This window comes from Rhodococcus sp. 05-2254-2, assembly GCF_002259095.1.
In the GTDB taxonomy this organism is placed as follows: domain Bacteria; phylum Actinomycetota; class Actinomycetes; order Mycobacteriales; family Mycobacteriaceae; genus Rhodococcoides.
On record NZ_NOZJ01000004.1, the window covers coordinates 151,940 to 167,927 of the forward strand.

At 64.1% G+C, this 15,988-nt stretch carries 18 protein-coding genes and 1 pseudogene; 7 read left to right on the plus strand and 12 right to left on the minus strand.

Annotated features, from left to right (window positions below; translation table 11 throughout):
- Nucleotides 1-4 precede the first annotated feature (4 nt).
- Nucleotides 5-949, plus strand: coding sequence for a glycoside hydrolase family 26 protein (locus CH283_RS06715; RefSeq protein ID WP_094640692.1), 945 nt, complete (start codon nucleotides 5-7; stop codon nucleotides 947-949).
- Here CH283_RS06715 and CH283_RS06720 read toward each other — a convergent pair whose 3' ends face one another.
- The 5 genes from CH283_RS06720 to CH283_RS06740 form a co-directional block, all read right to left on the minus strand.
- The gene (locus CH283_RS06720) at nucleotides 950-1,933 is read right to left on the minus strand and encodes a glycoside hydrolase family 26 protein (RefSeq protein WP_094640693.1); all 984 of its coding nucleotides are present in this window, start codon (nucleotides 1,931-1,933) and stop codon (nucleotides 950-952) included.
- Nucleotides 1,934-2,144: 211 nt separating this feature from the next.
- The gene (locus CH283_RS06725; RefSeq protein ID WP_094640694.1) at nucleotides 2,145-2,609 is read right to left on the minus strand and encodes a preprotein translocase; all 465 of its coding nucleotides are present in this window, start codon (nucleotides 2,607-2,609) and stop codon (nucleotides 2,145-2,147) included.
- Nucleotides 2,597-3,373 (minus strand): twin-arginine translocase subunit TatC, encoded by a 777-nt coding sequence (gene tatC / locus CH283_RS06730; RefSeq protein ID WP_255183115.1) that lies wholly within the window; start codon nucleotides 3,371-3,373, stop codon nucleotides 2,597-2,599. Before tatC ends, CH283_RS06725 begins: the two co-directional genes overlap by 13 nt.
- Nucleotides 3,370-3,597, minus strand: a complete 228-nt coding sequence (locus CH283_RS06735; protein ID WP_094640695.1) for a twin-arginine translocase TatA/TatE family subunit — start codon at nucleotides 3,595-3,597, stop codon at nucleotides 3,370-3,372. The genes tatC and CH283_RS06735 overlap by 4 nt, the downstream gene beginning before the upstream one ends.
- A gap of 33 nt (nucleotides 3,598-3,630) precedes the next feature.
- The gene (locus tag CH283_RS06740; protein WP_094640696.1) at nucleotides 3,631-4,632 is read right to left on the minus strand and encodes an intradiol ring-cleavage dioxygenase; all 1,002 of its coding nucleotides are present in this window, start codon (nucleotides 4,630-4,632) and stop codon (nucleotides 3,631-3,633) included.
- Between the two features lie 180 nt (nucleotides 4,633-4,812).
- Between CH283_RS06740 and CH283_RS28665 the strand changes: the two genes are divergently transcribed.
- Both CH283_RS28665 and CH283_RS06745 read left to right on the plus strand, forming a co-directional pair.
- On the plus strand, nucleotides 4,813-5,100 hold the full coding sequence (locus tag CH283_RS28665) for a hypothetical protein (RefSeq protein ID WP_255183116.1): 288 nt from the start codon (nucleotides 4,813-4,815) through the stop codon (nucleotides 5,098-5,100).
- The gene (locus tag CH283_RS06745) at nucleotides 5,064-5,828 is read left to right on the plus strand and encodes an ABC transporter substrate-binding protein (protein WP_255183134.1); all 765 of its coding nucleotides are present in this window, start codon (nucleotides 5,064-5,066) and stop codon (nucleotides 5,826-5,828) included. Before CH283_RS28665 ends, CH283_RS06745 begins: the two co-directional genes overlap by 37 nt.
- 21 nt (nucleotides 5,829-5,849) lie before the next feature.
- On the opposite strand, the gene CH283_RS06750 is transcribed toward CH283_RS06745, so the two are convergent.
- From CH283_RS06750 to CH283_RS06765, 5 genes and pseudogenes are all read right to left on the minus strand, one after another.
- Nucleotides 5,850-6,623, minus strand: a complete 774-nt coding sequence (locus CH283_RS06750; protein ID WP_068055285.1) for an HpcH/HpaI aldolase family protein — start codon at nucleotides 6,621-6,623, stop codon at nucleotides 5,850-5,852.
- Nucleotides 6,624-6,631: 8 nt separating this feature from the next.
- Entirely contained in the window at nucleotides 6,632-7,588 is a 957-nt protein-coding gene (locus tag CH283_RS28670) for an aldo/keto reductase (protein WP_094640697.1), read from the minus strand.
- Nucleotides 7,588-8,163 (minus strand): hypothetical protein, encoded by a 576-nt coding sequence (locus tag CH283_RS28675; RefSeq protein ID WP_255183117.1) that lies wholly within the window; start codon nucleotides 8,161-8,163, stop codon nucleotides 7,588-7,590. The genes CH283_RS28670 and CH283_RS28675 overlap by 1 nt, the downstream gene beginning before the upstream one ends.
- Nucleotides 8,164-8,296: 133 nt before the next feature.
- Nucleotides 8,297-9,004: pseudogene (locus CH283_RS29010) on the minus strand (Nramp family divalent metal transporter); the annotation flags it as partial.
- A gap of 37 nt (nucleotides 9,005-9,041) precedes the next feature.
- Nucleotides 9,042-10,037 carry a phosphoglycerate dehydrogenase gene (locus CH283_RS06765; protein WP_094640698.1) on the minus strand — a complete coding sequence of 332 codons (996 nt, stop codon included), beginning with the start codon at nucleotides 10,035-10,037 and terminating at the stop codon, nucleotides 9,042-9,044.
- A gap of 150 nt (nucleotides 10,038-10,187) precedes the next feature.
- Between CH283_RS06765 and pdxA the strand changes: the two genes are divergently transcribed.
- Together pdxA and CH283_RS06775 are read left to right on the plus strand one after the other, a co-directional pair.
- On the plus strand, nucleotides 10,188-12,374 hold the full coding sequence (gene pdxA, locus CH283_RS06770; protein WP_068055269.1) for a 4-hydroxythreonine-4-phosphate dehydrogenase PdxA: 2,187 nt from the start codon (nucleotides 10,188-10,190) through the stop codon (nucleotides 12,372-12,374).
- Nucleotides 12,375-12,385: 11 nt separating this feature from the next.
- Nucleotides 12,386-13,153: a DeoR/GlpR family DNA-binding transcription regulator gene (locus CH283_RS06775; protein WP_068055266.1), complete on the plus strand. Its 768-nt coding sequence runs from the start codon at nucleotides 12,386-12,388 to the stop codon at nucleotides 13,151-13,153.
- On the opposite strand, the gene CH283_RS06780 is transcribed toward CH283_RS06775, so the two are convergent.
- Together CH283_RS06780 and CH283_RS06785 are read right to left on the minus strand one after the other, a co-directional pair.
- Nucleotides 13,105-13,767: a class I SAM-dependent methyltransferase gene (locus CH283_RS06780; protein ID WP_068055262.1), complete on the minus strand. Its 663-nt coding sequence runs from the start codon at nucleotides 13,765-13,767 to the stop codon at nucleotides 13,105-13,107. The two genes, CH283_RS06775 and CH283_RS06780, sit on opposite strands and share 49 nt — an antisense overlap.
- 106 nt (nucleotides 13,768-13,873) lie before the next feature.
- Entirely contained in the window at nucleotides 13,874-14,755 is an 882-nt protein-coding gene (locus tag CH283_RS06785; protein ID WP_094640699.1) for a GGDEF domain-containing protein, read from the minus strand.
- Between the two features lie 170 nt (nucleotides 14,756-14,925).
- Between CH283_RS06785 and CH283_RS06790 the strand changes: the two genes are divergently transcribed.
- Entirely contained in the window at nucleotides 14,926-15,360 is a 435-nt protein-coding gene (locus CH283_RS06790; RefSeq protein WP_094640700.1) for a hypothetical protein, read from the plus strand.
- Between the two features lie 202 nt (nucleotides 15,361-15,562).
- Complete coding sequence (locus CH283_RS06795; RefSeq protein ID WP_068055253.1) at nucleotides 15,563-15,889, plus strand: hypothetical protein; 327 nt, start codon at nucleotides 15,563-15,565, stop codon at nucleotides 15,887-15,889.
- Nucleotides 15,890-15,988: the final 99 nt, after the last annotated feature.

The following is a 15,988-nucleotide window of genomic DNA, read 5'->3' on the forward strand; positions in this document are numbered from 1 at the left end:
CCTTATGACCCGCTTCCGGACGTCGTTGCTCACGCTCATCACTGTGCTGTCCGTCGCCGTCGCTGGGTGCTCGTCGGCACCCGACCGGCCTCAGCGCACGTTCGGTTTGTCCTCGGACGGCGAAAATGCCGGAGTGAGATCGGCATTCGACACCGGCGAGGCGCTGGGGCGAGAGCCTCAGGTGGTCAACTTCTTCGAGGCGTGGGCCTGGCAGCGCCCGTTACCGGTGGACACCCTGTACGAGATCCACAACCGGGGCGCGATTCCCGCGGTCACCTGGGAGCCGTGGGATCCGAACGCAGGCGAGTATCAGGACGGCTACTCGCCGTCGCGCATCGCTGCCGGCGAGTTCGATGCCTACATCACGCAATGGGCCGACGCGGCAGCACAATTCGGGCAACCCATGCAACTTCGCTTTGCACACGAAATGAACGGAACCTGGTATCCGTGGTCGGTCGACGGAGTGCGAAGCACCGCTGACGACTATCTCGACGCCTACCGGCACGTTCACGACATATTCATGCGCACCGGGGCCAACAAGGTGCAGTGGGTGTGGTCCTTCGATGCCAGCAGTGGCCGCCCGGAGGGGTTGCCCACCGCCGAGGCGTCGTACCCCGGGGACATGTACGTCGATGTGATCGGTATCGACGGCTACAACGGAGGCGGCGAGGCGACGTCGTGGCAGACGCCGGACGAGGTCTTCGGCGGTGCGCTCCAGACAGCGAACGCCGTTGCGCCGGGCAAGCCGGTCTGGATCTACGAAACCGGAACCGGAGACCGGTTGGGTGACAAGCCCGCCTGGATCACCGACCTGTTCTTGTACCTGGATGCCACCTCGGTCAGCGGACTGCTGTGGTTCGATTTCGACAAACAGGGTGAAGCGAACTGGCGTCTGGACAGCTCTCCGGCTGCACTCGATGCAGCCTCGGCCGCGTTGGCTGAGTGGTAATCAGCTTCTGGGCCGTGCGGCGAGAGCCGAAGCCATGGCTGCGGTGGAGGCGGGACTGCTGTCGATGCGCCAGTCCACTTCCTTGTTCATATGGAACCACAGGAATCCGGTGACGTCCGGTTGCGCGGCCAGGTACTCGATCAATCGGGTGATCCAGGCAGGCTTGGACCCACCGGCCTCGGCGGACGCGACCTCACCGACGACGATGGGCTTGCCCGGTGCGAGTGCCCGCACCTGCGTCAGTCCGTCGCCGAACAACTGATCCGGGGTCTGCCATACGCTCCACGACTGACTGGTTCCCCAGTTGTAGCCGTCGAGACCCACCGTATCGACGTACTGGCTGCCCGGATAGACCACCGACATGGGAACGGCGTTGGGCACGTTGGGATTCCACACCCACTCGACGTTGGACGCACCGGCTGCGGTGAAGAGATCGTGAACGTGGCGATAGGCACGCACGTAGTCCCCGTCGGTGTTGCCGTTGACCCGATCTGCCCACGGATACCAATTGCCGTTCATCTCGTGCGCGTACCGTAGCATCACCGGCTTGCCCCAATTGGCCAGTGCCCGAGCCCATTCGGTGATGTAGGCGTCGTACCGGCCCGAGGTGATGTCCGAGGACTGGAAATCGGGCTGCACGACGCCAGCGCCCGCAGCCCAGGGTTCCCACGTCAGCAGAGTCGTCGACCCGCGTGCGTCGGCGGCGTCGAGCTCGGCGATCGGAGCGGGCTGCGCGAAGTCCTTGTAGATCACGGCGAGCGAGGCTCGCTCACCGAGGACGGATTCGATCTGCTCCAACTCCCACGTGGCGGACGGGCCATTGGGATTGATGATGCCCAGACGCAGTGGTGCCGAGGAGATCTGTTGAGTTCGCGATGTCAACGGAGACGACGATGCCACGACGGTCGAACCGAGGACGAGTGGGATGACGAGTGCGGCAGCTGCGACGCCGATCGTTGACGCCAACGACCTGGTGTTTCTCATGCTGCGACGGTAGTACTCCTGTCGTCGCTGCAGGTGGGAACGGGAGTGTCAAATGTCCTTCATAGCAACATGTTTGGTTGATAATTTCCTGACTACGGACGGTGGTACCGGTTTCGGGGACCGAACGGTCTCGGGGGCTGTTTGGCGCGGGACTTGCGAACCCGGAGAATCGCAAGGATTCGCGTCATCTCCGCTCGAACCGGCTGTCACTTCATGCTGTCGAACCAGGGCCGACAGAAGAAGCATCGGCTTCCGGTTGCAGTTGTGTCGCGATGCGACGCGGATCGTCCTGGGGGAGTGAGTCGATGAGAATGCGTCGGGGATGCGAGGAGGGGCCGGTGATGAGGTATTTCTGACCGGGGCGCACGCGGGCTGCTTCGGCGAGGACCTGCTCCGATGGGGGTTCGGTGTCACGCAGTTCGTTGGTGTCACGCAGTGCGTCGCTGACGATGCGGCGGGGGTCGTATTGCCGCAGGTTCATCGATTCCCATTCCGAGCGTCGGAGCGGAACGCCCATGTCTGCTTCGGCCGCGGTGCGGGTGGTGTCGACGAAGTGGCGCACGCTGCGCACGGCGCGGGTGAGTTGGTGCGCATATCCGGGGAGGCGTTGGGGGCCCAGGACGAACCCGGCGATGATCGCGACCAGGAACAGTTTCTCGAAGGTCAAGCCGAACATGAGGAGAGCTCCGGTTTCGGTGGTGTGAGGGCGCGTCTGTCGTGTACCTCGGTGATCACGATTGCTGCGCCGAACAGCGTGGCCATGGGAACCGCGACCAGGAACATCGACAGGACATCGGCGGCGGGCGTGACCAGTGCACTGAACAGGGCGATGGCGACGACGCTGATTCGCCAGCTGCTGCGTAGCCTGCGCGCGGACAGGATGCCGAGGCAGTTCAGCATCACCAGCAGGGCCGGAAGGACGAAGGCGATGCCTGTGGCCAGGACGATCTTCATGACGAAGTCGACGTAGTACGAGGCGTTGAGGATGGTGCTGTCCTGGTCGGAGGAGAACCCGGCGAGGACGCTGACCATGCGCGGGAAGATGGCGAACCCGAACACGCAGCCGGCGACGAACAGTGGAGCTGCGGCCGCGGAGAATCCGTAGACATATTTCTTTTCCCGACGCGTCATGCCGGGGGTGAGGTAGGCGAACAGCTCACGCAGCCACACCGGAGACGACACGATGACGCCGGTGAACAGGGCGATCTTCAGTTCGAGATCGAAAGCGCCGGTGACGGTTTCGAAGTTGAGGCTGGCCTGGCGGGTGAGGGCGAGTTCTTCGACGGGTGCGCGCAGGATGTCGAGGATCTGATCGGAGAGCGCGAATCCGATCGCGATGCCGACGAGCAGCGACACCGCCGCGCGAATCGCGCGGCGACGTGCCTCGCGTGCATGCGCCGCAAGCGGCATCACTCCCCGCGCGGCGGTGGCTGTGGTCACGAGGTGTGTCGGTACGGAACCGGCGTGGACGCAGCGTCGGCGAACACCGGAGCGGTCGTGTCGTCACGCGCTGTGGGCTTCTTCTCCTCGCGCACTTCGTCTTTCAGGATGCGCATCGACTGGCCGACGCCTTTCGCGAGGGACGGGAGCTTGGTGGAGCCGAAGACGAGCAGCAGGATGGCGAGAACGATGAGGGCATGCCAGCCGGTGAGGTTGTGCAACATGGTGATTCCTTCGTGGGTGTGAGGTGGGGGTGATCAGTTGGTGGGTGCGGAGCCGGCATTCGGCGGACCACCGGCCGGGGGAGTGCCGCCGCCCATCGGGGACTGTCCGCCTCCGCCTCCGGATGGGGCTGCGCCGGCGGTGGGTTCGGTGGTGGTGTCGATGGCAACGGCCAGTGATCCGACGTAGCCGGCGGTGGAGTCGCCCGAGAACGACCCCATCTGCAACTCGTAGCCGTCGCCGAACACGTTGTCGTTGTCGATGCTGCCGAGCTGGGCGAGGTTCTGCGCCGATGACGGGTAGGTGTCGAGCTGGTAGATCGCGTCGAGCATGTCCTGAGGGAATGCGATCTGCGAAGTGGCGATGGCGTTGTCTGCGGTGGTCGCCGATGCGGCGTCGGGATAGACCTCGAAGTGAATGTGGGTCCAGCGGCCGCTGTAGCAACCGGGGACGATCGTGTCGAAGGTGACGGTGCCGTTGGCGTCGGCGGCCTGGATGCCGCGCAGGTACGTCTCGTCCTCGACCCCCTCGGAATACATCGAATACAGCCCTGCCGCATCGCATTGCCACATGTACACGGCGGCGTTCTCGAAGGGGCGATTGTCGTTCGCCATGTCGGTGAGGGTGAGGTTCAGCGACAGGGGCACTCCGCTGACCGTGGTGCCGCCGTCGAGGCTGGAGGTGATGTCGCGGCGAACGATTCCCGATTCTTCGAGCACATTGACGCCGTTCGAGCCGTCGGCAGGGTAAGGGCCGTTGGTCTCGTCGGGGATCTCGCTGGTTGCCGCGGTAGCTGTGCTCGACGCGGTTGCCGTTGTGGCGGTGGCACTTCCAGAGTTAGACGTGCTCGAGCAAGCAGCCAACGCCACCGCGCCGGCCCCCGCGCCGACGATGCTCAGCACGCGGCGACGGGTGACCAAGGTGGTCATGTCGAACCTAGCGCCCTGGTCGACGACGTCCTCGGCGGGGCGATCGAGCAGCCGGCCCTCGTAAGCGGGTCCGGCAGAAGTGTTGGTGGGCTCCGGAATTCGGGCCATTGTGGGATCTCCTCTGAGATGGCATCGGTTGTTTTCGGTAGTGCCAATACTCTGGGACGTTCCGGTGAGGACGCTGAACCTCCGCTGCGAGGTTCCTGTGAGCGGTGTGGCCCGGATTTCCGACCGGAGATAGCTAAGGCTAGCCTTATCACCAATGCCCTCTCGAGCCACAGGATTGTCATGACTCATCGCCTCACGTTCCGCTTCGCCGCAGTGTTCGCCGCCGTGGCAGCCGCATCCATCGCACTTGCCGGTTGCGGCTCCACCGATTCGGCCGACAGTCCGGCAGCCGCCTCGTCCACCGGCGCGTTCCCGCTGACCGTGCACCACATGTACGGCGACACCACGCTGGACTCCGTACCCGAACGGGTCGCGACATGGGGATTCGGCACCACCGACGCGGTGCTCGTACTCGGTGTCGTCCGGTGGCAATGCCGTCGGCCGAATACGGCGGAGGTGACGATCTGATCTATCCGTGGGTGTCCGACGCGATCGAGGCCTCGGGCGGTCCGGCACCGGTTCTGCTCGACAACGTCACGGACGCACTGTCCGTCGAGAAACTACTCGCCACCGACCCCGACGTCGTGTTGGCCCCGCACTCCGGCCTCACCCGAGCCGAATACGACGCGGTGACCGCGGCCGGAGTTCCCGTCATCGCCCCGCCCGAGGAGCTGTGGTCGACGCCGTGGCGCGACGTCATCACCACCACCGGTGACGTTCTCGGGATCCCCGAGCGCGCCAGCGATCTCGTGGCCGATCTGGACCGTCAGGTGCAGGACGCAGGCGCTCAGCATCCCGAATTCGACGGCCGCACAATCGCATACGTGTCCGAGGCTGCCGACGTGTACTACCTGCTGTTGCCGACGGACCCGCGAGTGGAGCTGCTCGAGAATCTCGGCTTCGCCTCACCGGCCTCGGTGACCGATCTCGCGACCGACGATGCCACCGACTCGACGACCGTCTCGGCGGAGAACATCTCGAAGATCGACGCCGACGTGGTGTTCACTCAGGTCGACACCGAGGATGCCCTGCAGCAGTTCCTCGATTCGCCTGTGTCGCGGCAGATTCCGGCCGTAGCCGCGGGTGCGGTCGCCGGATTCGTCGGGCAGGAAGCCGGAGCGGCAGTGGGCCCGACGGCACTGTCGATTCCGTACTTCCTGCCGACGCTCGTCGATGGTCTTGCGGCCGCTTGTTAGGTAGCCGAGGACTGACGAGCGCTACCTCGTGGCACCACTGCGTGCTGCCTCGAGATGGTGAGCGGAGGCAGCTTTCAGGTGCGTGAGATCGGAGGCGACGGTAGCGAACGTGTATCCCTCACTCAGTCGCTGCGCCGCGAGTTCGCCGGACGGAGTGTGGATCCCTGCGGCGATTCCTGCTGCCGCTGCAGCCTTCTGGACTCGAACGATGGCTTCCTCGAACACATCGTCGACGCTCGTGTCTGTCGGTGACGAGCCACCGACGGCCAGTCGCAGATCTGATGGGCCGACGTATACCCCATCCAAACCCTCGACTGCACAGATGGATTCGACGTTCTCGAGTCCCTGTGGCGTCTCGATCATTGCCACTACCGCGGTGTCGCGATTCGCCTCGGACGGCAGTGGTCCGACCCGGAGCTGGGAGCGCATCGGTCCGTACGAGCGGATTCCGGCAGGGGAGTAGCGAGTGGACGCTACCGCGCGCTCGGCGTCGGCAGCGGAGTCGATGAGGGGAACGATGACCATTCGGGCCCCGGCGTCGAGCGCCTTCCCGATGTAGGTGGGGTCGTTCGCTTCCACGCGAACGACCCCGGCAGGTCCGGCCGCCGAATCGATGGCCTGCAAACCGCGCAGCAATCCGTCGTATCCCATCAGGCCGTGCTGGAGATCCAGCGCGATGTAGTCCCAATCCAGATGTGCGAGCCATTCGGTGGACACGGGTGAATCGATGACCGACCAGTATCCGAGAATGCGCTCGCGATTGCGCAGGCGGGTGGCGAAGTCGTTGGCAGGCATGAAGTTTCCTATCGGTTGTAGGCAGGCATCGGACCACGCAACGTGGCACCGACGTCGTCGCAGGCAATCATCAGGTCCTGCGCTAGTGGGCCGCGGTTCAGGGCATCGATGTTGGCTTTCAGGTGTGTCGCTTTCGAGCCGCCGAGCAGTATCGGCCCCACCACTGGCTTGGACCGGAGCCATCGTAGAGCCAGCTCGGTCAGAGGGAAACCGGCGTCCGACGCGATGGCCGAGAGAGCTTTTATCGCCTCGAAGATCTGAGCATTCCAGTATCGGTCGCGATACATCGACGCCAATCGTGAGTCACCGAATCGCCCCTCGTTCGGAGATTGCTCGAATGAGTGCTTACCGGTGAGCAATCCACCGCCGAGTGGGTTGTAGACCATGGTGATCAGGCCGGTGACATCGGCGAATTCGACGTACTCGTCCTCGATTCGCCGAGCCAACAGGTTGTAGAGCTGTTGCGCAACGATCGGACGCGGCGCTCCTACATCCCCTGCGATGCGTGACACCTCACCGATCTGCCACGCCGAGAAGTTCGAGACGCCGAGCGCGCGAACCTTGCCCTCGGCGCGCAGGGCGGCGACCGCCTCGAGAGTGTCCTGCAGGTCCGCTGCTCGGTCGGGTTGATGCAGATAGAGCAGATCCACGTACTCGGTGCCGAGGCGGGTGAGACTTGCTTCGACGCTGAGGCGCAGGCCCTTCGGCGACAGGGGCGAATTGCCATCGGTGTCACCGAGGTACATTCCAGCCTTGGTCGCGACTGTCACCGAGTCGCGTCGGGCAGAGATGAACTTCGAGACGATGCGTTCGGACTCGCCTGCGGAGTAGCCGTTGGCCGTGTCGATGTGGGTGATACCGGCATCGAACGCGAAATCCATCAACTCGACGGCAGCGTCGAGGTCGACCGTATCTCCGAATGTCATGGTGCCCAGCACCATCGATCCGAAACCGAGGTCGTTCATCAGGACACCTCGATTCCGAAGACCTGCATCACCGAGTACACGCCCAGCGCCATGATTGCCAAGCTGCTGATGACGAGTGCCACCGTGATGCCGGGATGGGGCCGGTGCTGCTTGTCGGTTTCGTCGGAGCGCAACTTCCACACCGCGATCACCACGGCGACCAAGAAGATTCCGCCGCCGATTCCGCCGATCTGAACCATCAGAACCGGTGATTGAACGAAGAGATAGAACACAGCCCACAGCGGCGGGAACGCGACGGTCAGGATTCGGATACTCCGTCGGCGGGCAACCGGATCGTTCCAGTCCAAGACACCGAGGATGCCCAAGGTATGCGTCCAGAGCCGGGGCACGCTGGCCACCGAGCCGATCAGGGTGGACCACAGCACCGCGATGGCCCCGACGAGGAAAACGATCTCGGCCCACGGACCCAGGGTGTCGGTGTACATGCGAGACAGGGTGGTGATGACCTCGTTGCCCGCCGGTACGAGTCCTTGCGGGTGCAGAACCGACGCGCCGATCACGTAGAACGCGAGAGTGCAGACAGTGCACACCAGCCAGGAGACCGCGACATCCATGCGCATCACCCGGAGCCATCCGTCTGCACGTCGAGCACGGGCGGGGGGTGCCGTCGGCCGGACCGGTCCACCGTGCGTATCCCTTTTCGATGCACCAATAGGTGTAGGTGGTCATCTCGTCGGCACCGACACCCGTCAAGCCGAACATCGCTACCGAGACGCCGATCAGTGCCGCAGGGATGGTGAAACTCATTCCGCTGGCGAGATCATTGGTGTCCCAGCCGAATTCGGTGAACGGGAGAGCCAGGGCCAGGGCGACAGTGATGAGGGTGAAGCCAGCCACCGATGCGACGGCCAAGCGCTCGATGATCGAATACTTGCTGGTCTGCAGCAGGGCTACGGTGCTGACGACGATGATGACCGTCCAGGCAGTGAGAGACGACCGAGACAGCGGCTCGCCGACGATGGGCAGCAGGATGGAACAGGCTGCGGCCGTTCCACCGATGATGCCGCCGCGCTGGAACATCTTGGTGAAGTCCATGCCGATCCACAGGTAGTTGATCCACCCGCCTCGGCGAGTAGTGGGACCTACGTGTGAATAGAGTTCGAGGGCAGGCTTGCCGGCCAAGATGCTGATCCGGGCCAATTCCATCTGGACCCACACCTTCACCGTCGTAGCGATGATGATGAGCCAGAGCAATACGAAACCGGCTCTGGCACCCAATGTCGTGGTCAGGATGAGTTCTCCAGAGCCCACGACGGCAGCAGAGAGGATCATGCCCGGGCCGAGTCGACGGACACGGCCGCCGAATGTGGTGGGTGGATCGAGTACGTCGGCAGGATCGAGCGCGTAGGGGTCGAGATCTCCGACTCCCTTGCGGGTGTGGGCGGTTTGCGTCATGTTGAGGGCTTTCTCGAGGGGGAAAGTACGGAGTAGTTCAGTGGGCCGAGTGCACCGGAGTGTTGCCGGCCAGTACGCGCGCAATATCGAGTGCGACAGTCGTTCCCATGGTTCGATTCGCCTCTCGGGAACACGCACCGATATGTGAAGTCAGAACGACGCCGGGTGCAGTCCGAAGTGGTGAATCTCCGAGCGGTTCGATGGCGAACGCGTCGAGTCCGGCCCCGGCGAGATGGCCATCCACCAGCAGATCGGCGAGTGCTTGTTCGTCGACCAGACCTCCGCGTGCGGCGTTGATCACCACGGCGCCGGAACGCATGGCTTGCAGTCTCGCTCGATCGAGGATCGGGCCGACACCGGCGATGGCAGGAATGTGCAGCGTCACTACATCGGAGGACGATATGCAGGTGTCCATATCGACTGCAGTGACACCGGCTTCGGTGAAGGTGGCGGGGTCGATCATGGGATCGTGAGTGATGACCTGCATGCCGAATGCTGCACCGTACGCGGCCACCATTCGGCCGATCCTGCCGTAGCCGATCACTCCCAATGTGCGCCCGGCCAATTCGGAGCCGAACACCTTGGTCCACCGGCCCGCGCGGATCTCGCGGTCGCTGGCGGTGATTCCTCGGGTCACGTCGAGAATCAGGCCGAAGGTCAGTTCCGCTACCGCCCTTGAATTGGAGCCCGGCGCGTAGACAACTGCTATTCCCCTCTCCTTGGCTGCGTCCACATCGATGTTGTCGTAGCCGACGCCGTGCTTCGCCACCACCCGCAGAGCCGGTGCCGAATCCATCAGCTCCGCGTCCACGCGGTCCAGACCGACGATCATCCCTGCTGCGTTCTGCACGTGCGCTTCGATGTCTTCGCGCGACGGAGGGCCGGCATGGCCACCTGGTTGCGTCACGGTGTGGCCTGCTGCCTCGAGCACAGTGCGAGGTTCGGACGAGTAGCGACCGAAGGTTGGGGTCGTGACGAGCACCGTGCCGGGGGTGTGTGACGGAGCATCAGCGTTTCCGATGTTGTGGGCCATGTCACGACCCAATCAGAACCGCGCGAAATGCGCAAGTGATGCGCGTCAGTTGCGCGAAACACGCACAACTGGCACTGTGGTTGCAGAACCTCCTCGCCGTGCGGAGGGGCTGTGTTCTCTATGTAGGCATCGCAACAGGAGGGGGTGGCCATGCGGCCCAGCACATCCGGCATGCTCGTCATCGCCGACGACCTGTCCGGTGCCGCCGAGGTGGCAGGCGTCTTTATCGGCTTCGCGGCGGACATCTCTCTCGGTCTCGGCCCTGTTTCGCCCGAACCGGGCGCTTCGAAGCCGAGCGCGACGGTGACAGTGCTCGATCTGGACACCAGGGCCGCCGATGCGAGCGGTGCTGCATCGATCGTGCGAGCCGCAACGAGTGGAGTTCCCGAGGGCACTCGAGTTCTCGCCAAGATCGACTCGCTTCTTCGAGGCAACGTGGCCGCAACCGTCGGTGCACTCGCCGAGGTAGGGCCGGTCGTCGTCGCAGCAGGGTTGCCGTTGTTGCGCAGAGTAATTCGTGACGGTGTGCTGTACGTCGACGGAGTTCCTCTGGCCGACACCGACCTGTGGTCGGCGGAGGCGAGCGCCCCGCCCGTCTCGCTGGCCGAGCTTGTCGGAGCAACGGTGGTAGAGATCGCCGATCTTGCGGACACCAAGGGAATCGTGCTGTGCGACATCGCCAGTGACGACGATCTCGACCGTGTAGTGGCAGCAACGGCGGCTCGGCCGGAGATAGCGTTGGTCGGCACATCGGCGCTCGCCGCTGCAGTCGCACGAACCATGCCGAAGCGTCCGCATCGTCGATCGATCGCCGCCACCGTCGATCCCGTTCTCGTCGTCGTCGGCACTGCCTCGTCGGTCGCGGTCGATCAAATCGACTGTGTGGCCGCCGATGGTGTTCGAGTCGTGTCCGTCGATGTACAGGAGCTGCTCGACGGGCGAGCGGACGCCGGCATTCTGAATGCAGCCTTGCACCGCGGCTCGGTAGTGCTCACCATCGGAGGACCGGTCGATCCGACGGCATCTCGCGCACTTGCCGCGGCCTTGGCGACGTTCGTACACGACGGATTGCGTTCACACCCAGCAGATCTCGTCTTGACTGGCGGCGAGACTGCTCGTGCCGTGATGTCGGCTCTCGGAGTGCACGCCCTCGTACCTGTCGATCAGGTGCACTACGGCGCCGTCGTCTCCGTCGCCCCCGACGGCCGCCGAATCGTCACTCGTCCAGGCAGCTTCGGCGACCGAAACAGCTTGTCCACCATTCACTCGTACCTGATCGGCTCTTCGCCGGTCGCCGACGTAAGGAACTTCGCCATGCCGTCCACCCACACCCTTGCGCTACCCGTCGTTGCCGTCACGATGGGCGACGCCGCCGGGATCGGCCCCGAGGTGATCGTGCCCGCGTTGCTCGACGACCGAGTGGCCGGCTGGTGCAACCCCGTAGTGATCGGCGACAGTCGGCGCCTGCGCCAGGCCGCCGGAGTCCTGGGACTCGACCCCGAAATCGTGACGATCGAGAGCGTGTCGGACGCCGAGTTCGCTCCGGGGCGCATCAACGTGATCGATCTGAACTTGATACCCGACGAGCTACCGTGGGGCGAGCTGTCCTCTGTCGCTGGGCACGCCGCGTACGAATACATCCGGGTTGCATCGGAATTGGCTACCGAAGGCCAGGTCCATGCGATCTGCACCGCCCCGCTGAACAAGGAGGCGCTGCACGCCGCCGGGCACATCTTCCCTGGCCACACGGAACTGTTGGCGCACCTGACCGGGACCGAAGAAGTCTCGATGATGCTCTCGACGCCCAAGCTCAAAGTCATTCACGTCACTACGCACATCGGGCTGCTCGACGCCGTCGCCAAGATCGAGCCCGGTCTGGTGGAGCGAACCATTCGGCGCGGATACGAGGCCCTGGTTCGTTCGGGAACGGCGCAGCCCAAGATCGGTGTGTGCGGCATCAATCCGCACGCCGGGGAGAACGGACTGTTCGGTTACGGCGAGGAGGACCTCAAGATCGTTCCCGCCGTCGAGAAGCTCCGCGCCGATGGACTCGACGTCGTCGGTCCGCTGCCCGCCGATACTGCGTTCTTCCTCGCCGGGCGCGGCGACTACGACCTCATCGTCGCGATGTATCACGACCAGGGGCACGGGCCGGTCAAGGTGCTCGGCATCGAGGCGGGTGTCAACATCTCGGTCGGGCTCCCCGTCATCCGTACCTCCGTCGACCACGGGACTGCGTTCGACATTGCCGGCAAGGGAATTGCCGAGGCCGGTAGCATGATCGAAGCTCTGCGACAGGCAGCCGAGCTCGCAACCACCACGGCCGAGGTCGAGTAGCGGAGGTAGAGATGGCGGTTCGAGAATCGCAGGCGAGGCGAACGGAGATCGTCCGCCTTGCCAAGACGGCCGGGCTTGCCGACGTCGAAGCTCTCTCTGCGCAGTTCGGTGTCACCGCATCGACCATCCGGCGCGATTTGGCGCAGCTCACGGCGGAGGGTCTGATCGCGCGTACCTACGGCGGCGCCATCGCGCTTGCCTCACATCCGGAGTCGTCGCTTCGTCAACGCTCGGGTGAGAGCTTCGAGGCCAAGCGGGCCATCGCGAAATGGGCGGCCAACATCGTGCTTCCCGGCGAAACGGTGATGCTCGATGCCGGCACCACAGTCGGTGCGATGGGCGAATTTCTGCGCGATACAGAACGACTGACCGTCATCACCGCCGGCCTCACCGCTCTCGAATCCCTGGCCGACGCAGACGGTGTTCGCGTTCAGTGTCTCGGAGGAACCCTGCGTCACGTCAGTCAGGGATTCGTCGGGCCGCTCGCCGAGTCGAACCTTGCGCGAGTGTCCTTCGACAGAGCCTTCCTCGGGGCAGACGCCGTCACCGCCGATTCCGGTATCTGCGAAGCGGAGCAGGAACAGACTCGCCTCAAAGAACTGATGATGGAACGAGCGGGCAGCGTCTACGTGCTTGCTCACGCTGAAAAACTGGGTGAGCGCCCATTCCATGCCTGGGCACCGTTGCCCGCAGGTGTCACCTTGGTGACCGACGCCGCTGCGACAACGGATCAGCTCCGCCCGTTCGAGGACGTCGGCGTCGAGGTGGTCGTGGTGTGAAAGCTAGTGCGCGTGACCCGAACTACCGCATCGCGCAACGTCTTCGAGTGCACACCCACACCGCCGACGGTCCTGGAACGCTCGAGTGCGGTGTCGATGTGCCACGAGGAGGCGTCGAACAGGGCGGTGATGTCCTTCGCGGTGACGGTGGCCTCGTGCGGCGGCTCGCCCTCGGATGAATGATGGTGTGCGCCATCGTGCAGATGCCCGACGATGAGCAGCGAACCACCCGGCGCGACCCACTGCGCGATGTGTCGATAGAACTCCAACTGCGGAATCGACGGATGCGCGTAGTGGGTCATCACCAGATCCCAACGCTCGGTGGGGTTCCAGGTCGTCAGGTCTGCTTCGATCCAGGTGACGTCGACCCCGGCTGTCTGCGCCTGCTGTGCGGCGGTGTGGAGGGCGGCTGCGGAGATGTCGGCACCGGTGACCTGCCAGCCCTGCTCGGCGAGCCAGATCGCTTCGGCACCGGCACCACATCCTGCGTCGAGCGCGGTACCGGGTTTCGATCCGGCTGTTTCCTCCACGAGATACGGATTGGCGGCGACGGTGTGGGACGTTCTGTCATCCCAATGGTGCTCCCAGTAGTCCTTGTCGAATGCGTGCGTCATCGATCGTCCTCTCCCGGTGGTGTGCCGGTATCAGAATGACAGCCCGTGCGCAGATGCGGCAAGCAATGTTGCCGTGTCAGCAAATCGGCGACGGTGCTGCGCTGTGTCAGTGAGGTGCGTCGGTGATCATTCGATTGCGGCCGGCGCGCTTGGCCTGAAACATCAGTGCGTCAGCTCTGTCGAGTGTGTCGCGAAGACCTTCGTTCGGTCGCTGGAGCGTGTATCCGGCCGAGAACGTCACACCCGACGGCGTGGTGGCGGCTGCAAGAGCCTCGAGTGATCGAAGAGCGCCCCGACGATCGCAGTTGCGCAGAGTGATCACGAATTCCTCTCCGCCCCAACGTGCTATGAGTCCATCGACGCCGATGCACTCACGGGCTGTCGACGCGAAGTCGCGTAGCAACGCGTCGCCGGCTGCGTGGCCGAAGTGGTCGTTGAACTGTTTGAAATGGTCCAGATCGAGAACCGCGACGACTGTGTCGACCGAATGCTCGTCGACGACGGACACCGCGTAGTCCGACCAGCCGCGACGGTTGAGTGCCCCGGTCAGTTGATCGGTTCGGGACGCAAGCAGGATGCCGTCCTCGACCTCTTTTCGTTCGGTGATATCGAGAGCGGCAGCGAGCGTCCACTCGGCATCGGACGGACCGGTGAAAGGAACCAGAGTCAGGAGAACCCAGAGAATCTCGTCGTTGGGTCGGACGAACCGCACCTCGACTTTCACGGATTCTTCCGCGGCCGTACCGGCGGCCATCAGGTCCTCGACACTGCCGTGAAGCGGGAGGTCGTCCGGGTGAGTGTGCACCGTTGCGGATCGACCTATCAATTCCGAGGAGGGTAAGCCGACGAGTTCGCAGTAGGCGGCGTTGACGTCGACGAAGAGCCCATCGGCGTCGGAGAGAGCTTGCGCCACGGGGCTGGAGGCGAACATGCGCCTGTACCAGTGTTCCTCCACGACGCGACGACCCGCTTTCTCCCCTTCCCGCATCGGAAGTCTAGTCGAGGGCGGGTCGAGCTCAGCGGCACGTGCGTCCGCCGGCTGTTGCGGGAATTGTGGGCGGTAGACAGCAAACTGGCACGAATGTACGACTTGCGGGAACCGTGTGCGCTCCCGCGCCGTCCAAGGGGTTGGGATGGCCGGCCGACGATGGGGTCTTGATGACGACGAAGTGGCGAGAAGTGACGAGCATCGAGTGCCAACAGGATTTCGACGACCTGCTCGACGTCTGTATCGACATCGCCGCCGAACGGATCAGTGAGAACTGGGGCCTCCACCCGGTGGCTGTCGTCAACGATTTGTCCGGCGGGCAGAGGGTGCTCGCGCCGCTGCAGCCGGAGGTCGGCGGGGCATCGAACGCCGCGATGCACGAGCAACTCGTCCACGATCTGCGAGCCGTCGCTTGGGATCTGCGGTCGTACGCCATCGTCTCCGACGTGACCGGCGAGAAGGCGTCGGGCACATATCTCGAGGTTTTGCTCGAGCACCGCGAGTACGCGATGCGAATACTCGTCCCGTACCTGATGCCCGACGCCACGACCTTCGATCTGGGTCCAACGAAAGCTTCGGTGGGGCAACGGTTTCTGTGGGGCTGACTTTCCCCGCAAACGCGCGCGCCTTTGCCAGGTGCGAGCGAATTATGCCCGGATCGGGGGCGAATCCGGACGCGTCTGACAAACGCGCGCGCCTTTGCGAAACCCGGGGGTGCGCGCGCCGATCACCCTCGTCCAGGAGATTGGCACTCTCAACAGTCGAGTGCCAAAATAGAGGCACATACTCACTCGAAAGGAGTCCGCAGTGACCGTCACCTCTCCCCACTTCGATTCACGTGAATTGGACGACGACATGCCACCGAAGTGGTGGAATCGGCGCATTCGTACCCGCGCTCAGGTGACCGAATATGCCGTCATGTTCGGGGCACTGTCGATCGTCTCGTTCTGGGCTGCGGGCCTCGGTATCGCGGCGGGACTCATTGCCGTCGCCTCGGCATTGTGGGCCGATCGCAGCCCCGACCTCTCCGGGCCGCCCGCCGATCGCAGCGACAGGGCGCTCGCCCTCGGGACCGGCATCGTCGGAATTGTCGTCGGCATCGGATTTGTAGTGATGGTGTTGCCGTACTGGTGATGGAGCGACTTCGTCGCATGTGACTGGAACTTCGTAGCCTGCTACGAGCTTCTGCTCACGACCCCGGGCACCCGCCTTCGAGGCCGGTCGACCGTAATG

Bases quoted from the DNA above. Each gene is read 5' to 3' on its own strand.
- CH283_RS06715 (WP_094640692.1), top strand. From the start codon at position 5: ATGACCCGCTTCCGGACGTCGTTGCTCACGCTCATCACTGTGCTGTCC.
- CH283_RS06720 (WP_094640693.1), bottom strand. From the start codon at position 1,933: ATGAGAAACACCAGGTCGTTGGCGTCAACGATCGGCGTCGCAGCTGCC.
- CH283_RS06725 (WP_094640694.1), bottom strand. From the start codon at position 2,609: ATGTTCGGCTTGACCTTCGAGAAACTGTTCCTGGTCGCGATCATCGCC.
- CH283_RS06735 (WP_094640695.1), bottom strand. From the start codon at position 3,597: ATGTTGCACAACCTCACCGGCTGGCATGCCCTCATCGTTCTCGCCATC.
- CH283_RS06740 (WP_094640696.1), bottom strand. From the start codon at position 4,632: ATGGCCCGAATTCCGGAGCCCACCAACACTTCTGCCGGACCCGCTTAC.
- CH283_RS28665 (WP_255183116.1), top strand. From the start codon at position 4,813: ATGACTCATCGCCTCACGTTCCGCTTCGCCGCAGTGTTCGCCGCCGTG.
- CH283_RS06745 (WP_255183134.1), top strand. From the start codon at position 5,064: ATGCCGTCGGCCGAATACGGCGGAGGTGACGATCTGATCTATCCGTGG.
- CH283_RS06750 (WP_068055285.1), bottom strand. From the start codon at position 6,623: ATGCCTGCCAACGACTTCGCCACCCGCCTGCGCAATCGCGAGCGCATT.
- CH283_RS28670 (WP_094640697.1), bottom strand. From the start codon at position 7,588: ATGAACGACCTCGGTTTCGGATCGATGGTGCTGGGCACCATGACATTC.
- CH283_RS28675 (WP_255183117.1), bottom strand. From the start codon at position 8,163: ATGGATGTCGCGGTCTCCTGGCTGGTGTGCACTGTCTGCACTCTCGCG.
- CH283_RS06765 (WP_094640698.1), bottom strand. From the start codon at position 10,037: ATGGCCCACAACATCGGAAACGCTGATGCTCCGTCACACACCCCCGGC.
- pdxA (WP_068055269.1), top strand. From the start codon at position 10,188: ATGCGGCCCAGCACATCCGGCATGCTCGTCATCGCCGACGACCTGTCC.
- CH283_RS06775 (WP_068055266.1), top strand. From the start codon at position 12,386: ATGGCGGTTCGAGAATCGCAGGCGAGGCGAACGGAGATCGTCCGCCTT.
- CH283_RS06780 (WP_068055262.1), bottom strand. From the start codon at position 13,767: ATGACGCACGCATTCGACAAGGACTACTGGGAGCACCATTGGGATGAC.
- CH283_RS06785 (WP_094640699.1), bottom strand. From the start codon at position 14,755: ATGCGGGAAGGGGAGAAAGCGGGTCGTCGCGTCGTGGAGGAACACTGG.
- CH283_RS06790 (WP_094640700.1), top strand. From the start codon at position 14,926: ATGACGACGAAGTGGCGAGAAGTGACGAGCATCGAGTGCCAACAGGAT.